Origin of the sequence: Paenibacillus cellulositrophicus (assembly GCF_009363095.1) — a bacterium.
Lineage (GTDB): Bacteria > Bacillota > Bacilli > Paenibacillales > Paenibacillaceae > Paenibacillus_AQ > Paenibacillus_AQ favisporus.
The window spans coordinates 1,162,451-1,176,398 of record NZ_CP045295.1; the positions used below are offsets into that span (position 1 = coordinate 1,162,451).

General features: G+C 52.0%; 17 protein-coding genes and 1 other annotated feature. Of the genes, 2 read left to right on the top strand and 15 right to left on the bottom strand.

Annotation, left to right across the window (positions count from 1 at the left end; translation table 11 throughout):
- Positions 1-87: 87 nt before the first annotated feature.
- From GCU45_RS05220 to GCU45_RS05255, 9 genes are all read right to left on the bottom strand, one after another.
- Positions 88-684 carry a lysophospholipid acyltransferase family protein gene (locus tag GCU45_RS05220; protein WP_285855049.1) on the bottom strand — a complete coding sequence of 199 codons (597 nt, stop codon included), beginning with the start codon at positions 682-684 and terminating at the stop codon, positions 88-90.
- Positions 681-1,385, bottom strand: a complete 705-nt coding sequence (gene cmk, locus GCU45_RS05225) for a (d)CMP kinase (RefSeq protein WP_076170078.1) — start codon at positions 1,383-1,385, stop codon at positions 681-683. Before cmk ends, GCU45_RS05220 begins: the two co-directional genes overlap by 4 nt.
- A gap of 106 nt (positions 1,386-1,491) precedes the next feature.
- The gene (locus GCU45_RS05230) at positions 1,492-1,713 is read right to left on the bottom strand and encodes a hypothetical protein (RefSeq protein WP_145131968.1); all 222 of its coding nucleotides are present in this window, start codon (positions 1,711-1,713) and stop codon (positions 1,492-1,494) included.
- A gap of 69 nt (positions 1,714-1,782) precedes the next feature.
- A complete protein-coding gene (locus tag GCU45_RS05235) occupies positions 1,783-2,436 on the bottom strand; it encodes a flagellar brake protein (protein ID WP_208837102.1) in 654 nt (217 codons plus the stop codon).
- A gap of 148 nt (positions 2,437-2,584) precedes the next feature.
- Positions 2,585-3,946, bottom strand: coding sequence for a germination protein YpeB (ypeB, locus tag GCU45_RS05240; protein ID WP_152398302.1), 1,362 nt, complete (start codon positions 3,944-3,946; stop codon positions 2,585-2,587).
- Positions 3,947-4,030: 84 nt separating this feature from the next.
- Entirely contained in the window at positions 4,031-4,180 is a 150-nt protein-coding gene (locus GCU45_RS33710; protein WP_163879344.1) for a hypothetical protein, read from the bottom strand.
- Between the two features lie 78 nt (positions 4,181-4,258).
- Positions 4,259-4,954, bottom strand: coding sequence for a glutamic-type intramembrane protease PrsW (prsW, locus tag GCU45_RS05245; RefSeq protein ID WP_076170075.1), 696 nt, complete (start codon positions 4,952-4,954; stop codon positions 4,259-4,261).
- Between the two features lie 126 nt (positions 4,955-5,080).
- The gene (locus GCU45_RS05250) at positions 5,081-5,695 is read right to left on the bottom strand and encodes a genetic competence negative regulator (protein WP_152398303.1); all 615 of its coding nucleotides are present in this window, start codon (positions 5,693-5,695) and stop codon (positions 5,081-5,083) included.
- 186 nt (positions 5,696-5,881) lie between these two features.
- A complete protein-coding gene (locus GCU45_RS05255) occupies positions 5,882-6,187 on the bottom strand; it encodes a hypothetical protein (protein WP_152398304.1) in 306 nt (101 codons plus the stop codon).
- Between the two features lie 95 nt (positions 6,188-6,282).
- Between GCU45_RS05255 and GCU45_RS05260 the strand changes: the two genes are divergently transcribed.
- Positions 6,283-7,218 (top strand): polysaccharide deacetylase family protein, encoded by a 936-nt coding sequence (locus GCU45_RS05260; RefSeq protein ID WP_152398305.1) that lies wholly within the window; start codon positions 6,283-6,285, stop codon positions 7,216-7,218.
- 52 nt (positions 7,219-7,270) lie between these two features.
- On the opposite strand, the gene GCU45_RS05265 is transcribed toward GCU45_RS05260, so the two are convergent.
- Genes GCU45_RS05265 through GCU45_RS05275 form a run of 3 tightly spaced genes read right to left on the bottom strand, consistent with a single transcriptional unit; the run spans position 7,271 to position 9,146 of the window.
- Positions 7,271-8,119, bottom strand: coding sequence for a metallophosphoesterase (locus tag GCU45_RS05265; protein ID WP_152398306.1), 849 nt, complete (start codon positions 8,117-8,119; stop codon positions 7,271-7,273).
- Positions 8,113-8,556 (bottom strand): hypothetical protein, encoded by a 444-nt coding sequence (locus tag GCU45_RS05270; protein WP_145158455.1) that lies wholly within the window; start codon positions 8,554-8,556, stop codon positions 8,113-8,115. Before GCU45_RS05270 ends, GCU45_RS05265 begins: the two co-directional genes overlap by 7 nt.
- Positions 8,553-9,146 carry a CPBP family intramembrane glutamic endopeptidase gene (locus tag GCU45_RS05275; protein WP_076170069.1) on the bottom strand — a complete coding sequence of 198 codons (594 nt, stop codon included), beginning with the start codon at positions 9,144-9,146 and terminating at the stop codon, positions 8,553-8,555. Before GCU45_RS05275 ends, GCU45_RS05270 begins: the two co-directional genes overlap by 4 nt.
- 247 nt (positions 9,147-9,393) lie before the next feature.
- Positions 9,394-9,628, top strand: a binding site (T-box leader).
- Between the two features lie 242 nt (positions 9,629-9,870).
- Here GCU45_RS05275 and serA point away from each other — a divergent pair.
- Positions 9,871-11,466, top strand: coding sequence for a phosphoglycerate dehydrogenase (gene serA, locus GCU45_RS05280; protein ID WP_152398307.1), 1,596 nt, complete (start codon positions 9,871-9,873; stop codon positions 11,464-11,466).
- On the opposite strand, the gene GCU45_RS33715 is transcribed toward serA, so the two are convergent.
- From GCU45_RS33715 to GCU45_RS05290, 3 genes are read right to left on the bottom strand one after another with little or no spacing between them, the layout of a single operon-like run.
- The gene (locus GCU45_RS33715; RefSeq protein ID WP_167527086.1) at positions 11,463-11,633 is read right to left on the bottom strand and encodes a hypothetical protein; all 171 of its coding nucleotides are present in this window, start codon (positions 11,631-11,633) and stop codon (positions 11,463-11,465) included. The genes serA and GCU45_RS33715 overlap by 4 nt on opposite strands.
- Positions 11,633-13,066: an ATP-binding protein gene (locus GCU45_RS05285; protein ID WP_145131954.1), complete on the bottom strand. Its 1,434-nt coding sequence runs from the start codon at positions 13,064-13,066 to the stop codon at positions 11,633-11,635. The genes GCU45_RS33715 and GCU45_RS05285 overlap by 1 nt, the downstream gene beginning before the upstream one ends.
- A gap of 1 nt (position 13,067) precedes the next feature.
- Positions 13,068-13,784, bottom strand: a complete 717-nt coding sequence (locus tag GCU45_RS05290) for a response regulator transcription factor (protein WP_076170066.1) — start codon at positions 13,782-13,784, stop codon at positions 13,068-13,070.
- Positions 13,785-13,948: the final 164 nt, after the last annotated feature.

Consider the following 13,948-nt stretch of genomic DNA (forward strand, 5'->3'; position numbering starts at 1 on the left):
TCAAACCTGCTGACGCAGAGTTCAAAACATCATAAAGCAGTACGAATCATATGTTTCCAATAAGTGCTTGTGTTCATGCACGCCCGGCTAATTCCCCGAAGGTCTTCCGGTCTTCTCCATTTCATGGATCCGGTCCATGATACGTTCTGTCACCAGCTCGAGCGGATCGCCATCCACCTCGCCGCTTTTCAGGTCATCCAGGACGATAGGTTGTCCATACACGATTTTCATTTTTCTGAAAATCTTGTAATCGCCGATAATCGCGGCCGGCACGACGGCGGCATTGCCGCGGAGCGCAAACATGGCGGCCCCTTTCTTGGCGGCGCCAGTATCGGAGAAGCGCGTGCCTACCGGGAAGATGCCCATGATTTCACCGCCGCGCAAAATGGAGATGGAGGTCTTGAAGGACTCTTTACTGACTCCCCCCCGCTTGACGGGAAACGCTCCGAACTGGGTAATCAGCCATCCCAGTACGGGAACTTTGAACAATTCTTCCTTGGCCATGAACTTGACCTGCCGCTTCACCTTGATCCCGACGGATATCGGATCGAGCAGACTTTTGTGATTGGAGCAGAGCAGCACCCCGCCTTCTTTGGGGATATTCTCCGTGCCGACCGCTTCAAAGCGGTACAACAAGGTGAATATTGCCCTAAGGATATCCCGGCAAAAAACGTAAATCTTCAATTCTTCTCCCCACCCCTGTACGTTTTGCAGTAATCAACGATGGTGTCGACAACCTGAGGTATATCCATGTGAGTCGTATCCAGGACAATGGCGTCATCGGCGCAGCGAAGCGGCGAAATTTCGCGCTCTGCGTCCAGACGGTCACGTCTTTCGATATCCTTCTCAAGCTGTTCAAGTGTCAATCCTTCCGCATCGTTCATTTCCTTGTACCGGCGGAGAGCACGCTCTTTGACGCTTGCCGTCATGAAAATCTTCACTTCGGCATCGGGAAGCACGGTCGTTCCGATATCTCGTCCATCCATCACTATGCCTTTGTGCAGAGCCATCTGCTGCTGCAGCGCAACGAGGTGGCGTCTTACTCCTTCAATCTGCGAGTATTGGGATACCATCCCGTTTACCTGCAAAGAACGGATGTAAGGGGTCACATCTTCGCCGTTGACCAGAACTTTCTGCCCGTCTTCCCCGGGTATTAATTCAATCACCATCTTTTGGGTGAGTTGAAGCACTTTTTCAGGAAATTCCGGTCCAATTCCTTGTTCCATCATAAACCACGTTACGGCCCGATACATGGCTCCGGTGTCCACGTATATGTACGAGAGGGCTCTCGCCACCAGGCGGGCAATCGTGCTTTTGCCGGCCCCGGCAGGTCCATCGATCGCAATGTTGATTTTCAAGTTATCCTCTGTCCCCTGCCTAACCAAAGGGGCATTCCTCCTCAAACATAAGCCTCAAGAAAAAAGCAGGCATTGCCTGCGTCGAGAAAATTATACCACACAACCTATTCCGATGCAAAAACGTCCCTCCATTTTACTCTTTCCAATCCCTGACATCCCGCTCTTTGACAGGGATGCCGTCAAGCTTGTACACCGGGGACAAGTAAGGTCTGACCGGCTTGATATGAAGCGCCCCCTGTATGAGGATCAGCATAACGACAAGCACAATCAAAGCCCTTTTCACCCATTTGGACAAAACATCAAAGCATTCCCCGAACAGACGTAGATACTGCCGAACGCGATCCTGTTCATCCATCAGATACACTCCCTGAATTTTCCTACTAGTGTATCCTTGGCAAAGCAAAATATTCCCTCACCCGATCTCTCAGCGGTTCCGGAAATCAAACTGGCGCTCGAAGCAGTACCGGATCAGCTTTTGCCGTTCCATATCCGTAATTGCTTCAAATTTTAGCATCACGATTTTCCGGCCGTTGTCGAGCTGCTGGATCCGGACGACGCTGCCTTTAAACGGAACATGCTCCAGGTTTCCGTTCTTATACGGTACGAGCACCCAGCAGGACACCATGTCCCCTTCACGGATCGCCTTGTCGGCGTCGCTATAAAAAGAAATGCCGCCCCCGCCGACATCTTCTGTACGCGTGACGAAGCGGATATTGTGTTCAGTCTGGACCGCCACCTCCAATCCGGCATTGACGCGCAAAAAGCTTCGGCGCTGGACTTTGCCGATCGACTCGGGCTCAGGCCTGCGGATCCGCACCATGCGTACGACGTCTTCCTTGAAGCCGAGCACGTAAGTATTGAAAAAATTTTTAACGCCGCCGTCGGTCAAAAAATACACCGAAAGCTCATCACCCATGTGCAGCCGCTTCAGCAGCCCGGTCTTTTCCTGGATGGGCACCTCCATTAGAATGGACTCGTCCTCCAGATCCGTGATGCGGGACTTGTACTCCATCCCCGCTTCTTTCTGGTCTCCGGAATCCACGGAGATAAACAATTGATCGCTGATTTTAGGAAACAACAAACTCACCGCCAGCCTGTAAAATAGCATTCTATCCTGATTATACCATGTCTTTGTTCATAGGTAATCAGTGTTTTTGCGCAATACAAAAAGCCCCTCGGCTGATCCGAGAGGCTTTGCTCATCACTTGATCCTTGCAACTTTTTGCCTATTTCACCGCTTTTTTATCCGAATCCTTGAGCTCCTCTACGACTCGTTCAGAGCCGTCATTGGCATCCATGTATATCCGGTATCTGGAGCCGTTAATGTTGCCTCCGAATTCGTAGCAGAGAGCTTCCTGGCCCGAATCGTCCTTGATCAGCGCCAGCCGGTTGTAGTTTTCCTTAAACTCGGGATTCAGCTTCTTCCGCGCCTGACTCAAGGTAAGCTTCGGTTTTGGAATTTTACGCGCCTGGGATTGCTCGTAAACGAGATCGCTGGCCTGGAACCCGGTCACCTCGCCGTTATCGAGCCCGACCCGAACCGTCATTTTTTCCGGGTACACCAGTACGCCGTCCTGCTTGCGCACATATGTGAAGTTGCCCATATTATCATACTGGTCTGCTGTAACGGCCGTCATATCCTTATAGCCTTTGCTTTGCAGAAACTGATCGGCCTTCTTGCGGGCTTCTTCCATCGTAACCGCCTTCGGTCCGACCTCACGGTTATCGGAAAAGGCAATCAAGTGGCCGCCTTGACGGGTGAAGTTCAGCGACAGCGGAGCAGGCCGGTTGTTGGAGCTGACGGTGGCGGTGTACGACGCCCATTCGGTTCCTTTCCCGTTTTCGGTTACTTGAACGTTGGACTGGCCACCTCCCGCGCCGGCAAACTCGGCTGCTTTGCGCTTAATATCGTCGGGAGATACCGGCTGTGCCGACAGCTTTTTCACCGACCGCTTGTCATAGATGCTGGATACCGACGGACCCCAGTTCAATTCCGGGTATTCGCCGACCCTTTTGTCTACCGTTTTGAAGCCGTCGATAATGGTGTTGTCCAGCTTCTTGTCTTCCGTGGCCATCGCGCTTTCCACGTCCATCCAGCGCAGCCGGTTGCTGATCACCTTGGACTGCACGTCCTGGAGATCCTTGGTGATTTGTCCGGAGTTGGCGTAGAGCGCCTTCAGGTTTTTGATCTCCTCATTTGACAGCGGCTCTTTCTCCAAATTCCGCATGGAGGTCTGGTAGGAAAACTTCGATATTTTGGACAGAAACTCTTCGGTTTTGTTAAACGGCAGCATGGTGAGCGGAAGCTGGTTAATTTCGTTCTGCGCTTCGCTTGTCAGCCGCCACACGTTGACCAGCCCTTTCCGGTGCATCGCATTGGAAGCCGAGCTTACGGCCAGCGTATTGCCAAGCTCGCTGTGCAGGCGGTCCATATGATAGGACAGGTCATGAAAAGCCCGCTGATACTGGTTTTCCGCCTTGATCAGCACGGCGTTCTTCTCCTGGTTCTCTTGGTACCCCCACACAAACGCTCCGATCATAAACAGGGTGACTATGGGAAATAAAACAGCGCTTAATCGCTTGTACATGTGAAGTCTCCTTTCATCAACTTAAAGCTGGTGTTAGTTTGACTAGAAGAAAGGAGTCTTATGCATCGTTTCCCAGGTATCGGTTCAAAACGGGTCTTCTTCGATATCGAACTGGCTTTGGTTGTTGCACAGGCACTGCTTGAAGCCGGTTTCGATCTTCCCGCGTTCTTTTTTGCCGCGCAGCACGTAGCGTTCCCCGCATTGCCTGCAGACGATTTTTACTTTGACACGCAAAAAAGGACACCTCCATCCTAAAAAGATTGTATCCGAATGCGGATTGTAACTTCTTAGGATAAAGTGTGCCCAATTTAATTACGTATTAACCTCTTCCTCCCGCTTCAGGAAACGGAACGGGGAGCGGTTGTTGGCCCGGTATACCTTGCCCATCCCTCCGTACCATAAAAAAGCCATCAGCGGGACGATAAACCAGATCCAATAATGCGTCATCGTGCTTAGAATAAAGTCATAGACCCCGTGCCAGAACCACGGGATGATCATCGAATAGACCAGGAAACGCTTGGCCTTGGCTCCGGTCGAAAACCTCGCTCTTCCGAGGTAATAACCCATCATTACCCCGAACATGGCATGCCCCGATACCGGAAGCAGCGCCCGCAGGAACATCGCCCCGAAGGATGCGTGGCTGTACCAGGCATACATCACATTCTCCACGGTCGCGAAGCCCAGAGAAATCGCTACGGCATACACGATTCCGTCGTACGGCTCGTCAAACTCCGTATGGTTGTATATCATGTGAAACAGCACGAACCATTTCAAAAATTCCTCAACAAACGCCGATATGACAAAAGAATCCAGATACGGATTGCCGCCGAGCCCCGTTGTAAGGCCCCGCTGGATGATCATGACCGGAACCACGATCATAAAACCAAGCAGAAACACCTTGATCACCATAAGCAGCGGTTCCTGATCGTATCTGTCCTTTAAATAAAAATAGGTCAGTAGGGCAAGACCCGGCGCCAATGCCGACGCAATAACCGAAAACAAAAGCACCGTTCTTAATCCCTCCACTTCCTGGCAGTGACCTTAGCGGCCCTGTCGAATGTAACTCCAGCTTCAAAGCAAAGTTCATCCCATGAAGATGAATCCTCATGGGATGTCTCAATCAGGATAACGGTGTTAATCCTGGCGCTTGAAATGTGTGCAAATGACGTCAATCGCATTCTCGGCAATGACGACTTTGCCGTATTCCTCAAGTACGGCTTCCGTATAGGATGCAGCTTCTCCGAACTCGGCAAGAACCGCGATCAGCGAAGGAAGCTGATTAGCGTCGATTTCTTCTGGGTCCATGTACAGAACCCATTTATCTCTATAATGATAAAGCCGCCCGGCTTCGGTGATATGTCGTTGAAGTACGTGTGCAGCTTCGATCAGCACTTCGAAGTCGTTAAAAGCATACACGATGGAGTCGCTTTGTTCAAGCGTGACTTCCATTTCGTAAACTTCTTCAGGGAGTTCATCTTCACCCAGTTGACTGTACTGATGATGATCGTATTTCCCCCGGGTCACGATGACGACCATTCCTTGAGCAGGAAGGGCAAACACTTCCACGGCGAGCGGTCCCGTTGCATCAAAGCCCAGTTCGTTATAGGCCTGATCCATCATTTCGGTAAACAGCTCGTGCACCTTCGGGATTTCTTGCCACATGTCTTCCTTCTGGATGCCCCGTTCACTCAGGTCGTCAAACGTAAGGAAAATCCGTATCTTATCTGAGCTTAAGCGTTCTATTTTCATGACAGGATCCTCCTTGTAAGCATTGTTATAACAAATTATGATGTCTCCCATAATATGTGCTGAAAATAGTTCTATGTAAGTATGTTATCATTATATAACCATAAATGCACGCTGTAAAATGGACAAAAAAAGAATCATTTGGAGCGGATAACCGCCCTTTAAATGATTCTAATGGGTTTGACGCGTTTACAATCCAGGTATCACCGTATTTGTCTCTTTCAGAATCATGTCCACTTCCCGCTTGACATCCGGATTGGTGCGGATAAAATCTTTAATCTGGGTGACGCTCGATCCCTTGGAATACGAATCGTTGTGAGAACCATGAGCGTCGTGACGATGCGACGAGCCCATGCCGATGTTCGCCATGTCCAGCATTTTGTCCTTGGCATTGCCGCCCATGACGGACGAAATCATGCGTCCCCGGTTTCTGGACAACAGTGTCGTTGCAGCAGCACCAACCAAAATACCGCCAATAAAAGCAGAAGTGTTCATTTAGGTACAACCTCCTTATGGGATGAAGTCGAATATATTTTGAGCGAATATGGTCCTGCTCATGCGGCATAAATTCAGGAAAGCGAGATGAAATCATGGTTAAAATTACGGCGGCGCTGGCTCTATGCTCACTGCTCATCCTTAGCGCCTGCGGAAACGAGGGACAAAAAGACCAAAAGGCGGTCCCTCCGGCTCAAACAAGCGAAGTACAAACAAACAATTCAGGCAGCACCACAACAAACGGGACGTCCGGCGTTCAACCCGGGGGAACGGGATCAGAAAATTCTCCGGAAACAACCCAAGATCGATCGAAACAGGATCAAACGAATCAAGGCAGCGCATCCAAGCCGGATGCCAAGGATCAGCAGTCGGGTACAAAAGCGGTAAAGGTGCAGTATCGCATGAATAAAGCTTACGATATCGTTCCGAGTGTTGATGGGGTTTCGAAAAAAGTCGTACTGCTGACCTTCGACGACGGCCCTAAAAAGGCCGAGATGATCAACGGGTTGATCGATACGCTGGACAAGCATCACGCCAAGGCGATATTTTTTGTCAATGGATACCGCGTCAAGCAGCATCCTGAGCTGTTGAAATTAATAGCGGACCGCGGGCAGACCATCGGCAACCACAGCTGGGATCACATCATCCTCAAAGATAAGCCCGAAGCGGAAGTACGCAGACAAATCGAGGATACGCAGCAGATCGTCAAGGCTACCGTTGGCAAAGCGCCTGTATTTTTCCGTCCCCCCAATGGGGCTGGCGGCGATACCGGCAAGAAAATCGCCAAGGAGAACGGTCTCCTGTACATGACCTGGTCCAACGGCTCGCTCGATTGGACGATGAGCTCCAAAAGCAGCGGCAATGCCGACAAGGTTGTCTCGAACGTGCTGGACCAGCTGCACAGCGGTAGCAACATTTTAATGCATGAGCTTCCGTGGACCGTCGAAGCGCTGGATACGCTCCTTACCAAACTGGAAAGCAAAGGCTACACCTTTGTAGATCCCGAAAGCATTGATACTCAAATCAAGTAAGGGATCATGCAATGCACAAAAAAGCAGCCGGCAATCGGCTGCTTTTACTCGTTTATCTGTGTTTTTCTATGGGATCTGTCCTTAGCGTAAGGACATGCATTTCTGCAGGGCAGCACAGGCGTAGCGGAACGCGTCTTGTGCCGAAACCGCGGCTGATCAGCATGAGCGGCCGGCGGACCTCCGCTTCCGGCTGCTCCCATTCAAACCATCCCGAAGCATACTTGCGGTAAAATTGATTCAGCCGGACCGGTCCGAGCCAAGGCAGCGTAATTTGTCCGCCATGGGTATGGCCGGCAAGCACAAGGTCCGCCTGGATCGTCTTCTGCTTCTGCAGCCAGGCCGGGTCATGAACGGCTAGGATGCGGCATTCCGCACCGGCATCACGGACAGGCAGCTGTGGAACCGGAGGATAATCGTTTCGTTTGTACCGCGGATAATCAACACCGGTTAACCAGATGCGTGCGCCGTTTCGCAGCAGAGGAACGTTCTCATCGCGCAGCAAAGTGACTCCGCATGCGTTCATCAGCTTTTCCAAACCTTCGGGATCGGCCTTATAATCATGGTTGCCGTATACGGCATACACCGGGGCGATCTCGGCGAACAGCCTTAAGTTGTGCTCCACCTGGCTCAGCGGTACATTCCGTTCCATAATATCCCCGCCAAGGATCACCCAATCAACCGTTCCGGCCAGCTGCCGAATCGTCTTCCCCGTCAGCCTTCTGCTATGCAGATCCGATATGAACAGGAGCTTGCAGCCGTCAAAGGGCTTTGGCAGCCTCTCCAGCCTCACGTCGTCCTGGTGAACCAGCTCCAGCCTCGCCTCATACGACATCCTGGCGTAAAGCGCCGCAGCCGCAGCCGCAACGCCTGCCCCCGCCCAGACGAGCCAGGGGGCTACCATAGATCCTCCAGCGGGGGGGCGCCCTTAATTCCCCAATAAACAAGAAATGCCGTTAAACCGATAAATAAAAAGATTAAAGAGTTCGTAAAATATTTACTGATCTTGATTCGCCGGGAACCGTAAGTGTCCGCTCTTGCCGGAACGGCGGATTCGCCTTCCGTCTCCCTTTTTCCGGCAGTCCGGTTACTCCGACGGGACTGCGGGGCTGCCGCCGAGCCGGAAGCGGCTGCAGCAGTTCTGGCGGCCGCCGGCCGCTTCCCTGCATTTCCTGCCGTTTTTCCGCGTCTCAGCGTTCCGGCCGCCCGTGTTGAAGACGTCTCTGCTGCCTTGGACTTGGGCGGAGTCCGTTTACCGGCACCGGCTGAAGGCGCCTTTTTTACCGGGGTCTTCTTCCGATTTTTTCTGTACGTTTCAACTCTGCTCAATTCGCTGTTCATGCTTCCCTCCGAAATCGAATCACTAGCCCGGATACACAATCAATCATAAAATGGCATAAGACCGGGGCAAGCAGTGTTCCGGAATGTATGTAGATATATCCGAGGCCGTAACTGCTCAAAAAAACCCAGCCGGTTGGAATCCAGTGCTTCAAATACCGGACGTGAATGACCGCAAATAATATACTGGTCCAATACGGACCGAACGCATGCTGTACGGCTCCACGGAACAGCAGCTCCTCGCATACCGCCACGACCGCGGAGATGACTATAATATGCCATACGGGACGGCGCTGGAACAGCATGTTGTTGATTCCGCCGTCATCCATCACTTCCTCCGGCGTAATCCGGGAGACGAGGAAATCGACGGCAAACATAACGGCGGCCAGCCCAAGCCCCCATGCCGCAACCTGTCCGGGATGCTGAAGCTGAAACAAGGCAAGCGGATTTCTTCGCTGCAGCAGAATCCACACGAGACCGATCAATAAGGTTAGGCCCTGGGTGATATACAGATTGATCAGAAGTAGACGGTCATTCAGCTGTTCAGGCTTAGCCTGCTGAATTTTGGGTAATTTCCATTTCCTTTTTTTCATGATGAGGCCTGCCTGTCTATTAAGTTTCTGTTACTAGAGTGGTTGCAAACATCCCACAACGTGAAGGTGTTACTCCAACATCTGTTTGTGTTCTGCGGGACCCCCGAAATATATGATTTAACTTTGTTAAAAAAGTCCTCCCAGCATTAGAATCATAGCAGATTAAGAGCAGAACATTCAAGGGAAGCACTTTTACCTATTGACACGTCTGATAGACGCGTGATACATTATGGAAAAATTAATTGAGCGAAACACGATGAAGGAAAGAAGAGGCTTTATCGTCTCCAGAGAGCCGGTGGTTGGTGCAAACCGGTGACAGAGAAGTCATCTTTAGCGTTCCAGAGCAACTGCATTGAACTATCCAGTAGGTGCAGTCGGATGATTCCGTTATCAATCAGGTCTCCAATCGGAAGACCTTGAGGCTGCCGTTCGCAAAGACGGCGGTGAATTAGGGTGGCACCACGATAACTCTCGTCCCTTACTACGGAAGTAGTATGCGGATCGGGAGTTTTTTTGTTGTCCAACTTAGAATAATGAGAAAAATCCGGCCAGCTGCACGTTCATCCTTTGGCACAGTACCGCGTTGCTTTACGGAATGGACTTAGGCGTCCGCCTGATTGCCTCGCATAGGCTCAGCGGCTCCACTTTCGGCTTCACGGATATGTTCCTATCGGACATGTCCTTATATATAAGCGTTCTAGATATTTAAGGAGGATGGAAACCAATGTTTAAAGTGTTAGTATCGGATCCGATCAGCGATCTCGGAATCCAGCAGTTAGTCGATGCACCTGATGTCACGGTAGAGAAAAATACAGGGCTCTCCGAAGACGAGCTTGCGGCGATCATCGGGGATTATGACGCCCTTCTCGTTCGCAGCCAAACGCGTGTTACCGAAAAAATTATGGCCGCGGGAACCCGCCTGAAAGTCGTCGGCCGCGCCGGTGTCGGCGTGGACAACATCGACCTCGAAGCGGCAACCCAACGCGGCATCATCGTTATTAATGCCCCTGACGGCAATACGATAACAACCTGCGAGCATACCTTTGCGATGATGATGGCACTGGCCCGTCACATCCCACAAGCTTATGCCAAAACGATCGGCGGAACCTGGGACCGCAAATCGTTCGTTGGCGTCGAGCTTCGCAACAAAACGCTCGGCGTACTGGGTATGGGACGGATCGGCAGCGAGGTGGCCAAACGTGCAAAAGCGTTCGGCATGAACATTCTGGCATTCGACCCGTTCCTGACCCAGGAACGCGCCGAGAAGCTCGAAGTGAAGCTGGCAACGGTGGACGATATTATCCGGAATGCCGATTTTATGACAGTGCATACGCCGCTTACGCCGGAGACCCGTCATATGATTTCCCGTCCGCAATTTGAAGTGATGAAAAAGGGTATGCGCATCATCAACTGCGCCCGCGGTGGCGTCATTGACGAGATGGCCCTGGTTGAAGCGATCGATGAAGGCATCGTTGCCGGCGCCGCATTCGACGTGTTTGAATCGGAACCGCCGCAGCAGGACCATCCGTTCCTGAACCATCCGAAGATTATCGTTACGCCTCACCTCGGCGCTTCCACCATCGAAGCTCAGGAGAACGTAGCCATTGACGTGTCCGAAGAAGTGCTGCATATTCTGCGCGACGAGCCGTTCAAGAACGCCGTCAACATGCCGCCGGTGGCACCGAGCATCATGAGCCGTCTGCAACCTTACTTCTCGCTCGGGGAGAAACTGGGCAGCTTTGCCGCCCAAATTACGAAAAACCAGGCGATCCATGAAATTCATGTGGACTATGCGGGAGATTTGTCCGACATCGACACCCTTCCGCTGACTCGCTATATCGTCAAAGGCGTGCTTGCCCACCACCTTGGCAGTGAAGTCAATATTGTCAACTGCATGCATCTCGCCAAAAACCGTGAAGTCAACGTGGCCGTATCCACTGCTCCTAAATCCAAAGGCTTTACGAACCTGCTTACCGTTACCCTCAAAACCTCCGAAAACGAAGAGCGTCTGGTAGCGGGCACCCTGCTTAACGGCTATGGCGAGCGGATCGTGCAGCTGAACAAGTTCCCTGTCGATATCGCTCCGGAGGGTCATCAAATCCTGATTTCCCATAACGACAAACCGGGTATTATCGGCCAAGTCGGAACGCTGCTCGGCAAGAACGACGTTAACATCGCTTCGATGCAGGTCGGCCGGAAAATAATCGGCGGCGAAGCCATCATGATTCTGACCGTCGACAAAGGCGTGCAGAAAGAAGTGCTGAATGAGCTGACGACGATTCCAGAACTCAACAGTGCCGTCGAAATCGTCCTTTCCTAATCGGTCCATACTTTATTAAGAACAGCGTAAGCAGGTTCAAGTGAGCCTGGCTTACGCTGTTTTTTGTTGGTGGGGAAAATAAGCTGATGTTCCACGTTGAACAAGATTAATCTTTTTTCTTCAACAAAAAAACACCCCGTCAGAGGTGTTTCCTGTTCTTTTTCCATTATTTACGGCTTTCGACAGGCAGCAGCATCGTAAAGGCCGTTCCTTCGCCCAGGATGCTGTCCACCTGAATGCTGCCCTGGTGCGATTCTACGATGTTCTTAACAATGGCTAGCCCAAGACCCGTTCCGACCGATTCCCCGCGTACCCGTGCCTTGTCCGCCTTGTAAAACCGTTCAAACACGAACGGCAGATCCTCCGGCGGAATGCCTACGCCCTCGTCCTTCACCACGATTCGGATCATCGGCTTGTTGTCCGACAGGACACGGTCGGCAAGGATGCTGATCTTCTTCTCTTCAGGCGTGTGCCTGAACGCATTGTCCAGCAGGTTGGTCATCACCTGCTCCAAACGGTCTTCGTCGGCCTCCTCAAGCACCATATCCTCTGTCTTGCGGTCATAAAGAAGCTCGATATTCCGCTCCTTGGCCCGTACCGTAAACTTGCGGTATACGCGCTCGAGCAGCTCGTTGAGGTCAAGCTGCTTTTTGGCCATGTCGACATGCCCCGCTTCCATCCGCGCCATGTCAAGCAGATCCTTAACCAGCCGCCCCATGCGAAGGGATTCGTCATGAATGACCTGAATCAGTTCCTGGCTCTCCTCCGGCGACGTCGCCATGCCATCCAGCAGCGCTTCGCTGTATCCCTGCATCATGGACAGCGGCGTACGGATCTCATGCGACACGTTGGCAACGAAGTCCTGGCGCATTTTCTCCAGCTGCACTTCCTCGGTTACGTTGCGGAGCACCGCAACCGCCCCGCGGATGTCGTTGTCCGAATACAGAGGCGCCATATGAACCGACCAGACGCCCTGCTTGACGTGAAGATTCGTGCTCGTGTCGCCGCTGCCCTCCAGCATATTGTCGAACAGGTCCAGCAAAGGCTCGGGTACCTGCTGTTCTTCCTCCCCTTCGGCGTCCTCCTGGTCCAAGTTCCAGTGGATATCCTTCCATTGGGTGATCAGCTTCTGTCCCGGTGGATTCGTCAAGATCACCTTGCCTGAAGTATCGAACGTAATGACCCCGTCGCTCATACTTCGGAGGACGCTCGCCAAATGCTCCTTTTCCTGGTTCAAGTTGCGGATGTTGTCTTCCAGCTCAGCCGCCATATGATTGAACGTGTTCGCCAGCTTCCCGATCTCGTCGCTCGTATTGATCGACAGGCGCGTGTTGTACTCGCCTTTACGGATCGCTTCGGTAGCCTGAATCATCTGCTGCATCGGCTGCGTAATCTTCGTCAGCAGAAACAGCGCAAAGAAGGTCGTCATTGAAAACCCGATGATCGCCGTGTACGTAAACAGCCGCTTGATGTCCCCGGAGTTCGAATAATTCATATCGATGTATGGAAGCAGAAATAACCCGAGAATAATCAGGATGCATGCTACCAGGCAGATGATGGTCGCCCAGAGCTTCCCGACAAGAGAGGTCCAGAAATTCATGTTATTTCGGTACCTCGAGCTTGTAGCCTACGCCCCAGACGGTGGTGATCATCGCCGCCGACTCCGGTGATACCTTGTTCAGCTTCTCCCGCAGGCGCTTTACGTGCGTGTCGACCGTCCGCAGGTCGCCGAAAAATTCATAGTTCCATACATCCTTCAGCAATTCTTCCCGGGAAAAAACCTTGTCCGGCGAGACCGCCAGGTAATGCAGCAGCTCGTATTCCTTAGGCGTCAAGCTGACCTCTTGTCCGTTCGCTGTCACCCGGTGGGCATCGTGCTCAATCACAAGATGCGGGAACACGATGTTGTTGCTCGAATTCGTTTCCTTCGACAGATACGCCGTTGCCGAAGAGCGCCGCAAAATCGCTTTTACCCGGTAAATGACTTCCCTCGGGCTGAAGGGTTTCACGACGTAATCGTCCGCGCCGACTTCAAAGCCTTGAACCCGGTTGATCTCCTCGCCCTTGGCGGTCAGCATCAGCACCGGCGTCGATTTGAGCTGGCGCAGCCGGTTGCACACCTCGATGCCGTCCATGCCGGGCAGCATCAAGTCCAGCATGATCAGGCCATAATCCTGATTGGAAGCTTTACGGAGCGCGGTTTCGCCGTCCTCGGCCTCCTCGACTTCATAGCCCTCCTTCTCCAAATACATTTTCAGCAGGCGGCGGATCCGTTCCTCGTCGTCCACGACCAGGATCCGGTTTGTATGTTCTGACATAAGACAACCTCAACCCCTTCTATGTTTCTGTGAAGAACTTGTCATAACTCCATGCTAATCTTAACAAAAATCCGTTTCAACATCCAAGCGAGCAATGTGAAACGGATTATTCAGTGCTAAATGGATTGAGCTAGAGTAACAATTGGCTCCAGTTCAATCTATAT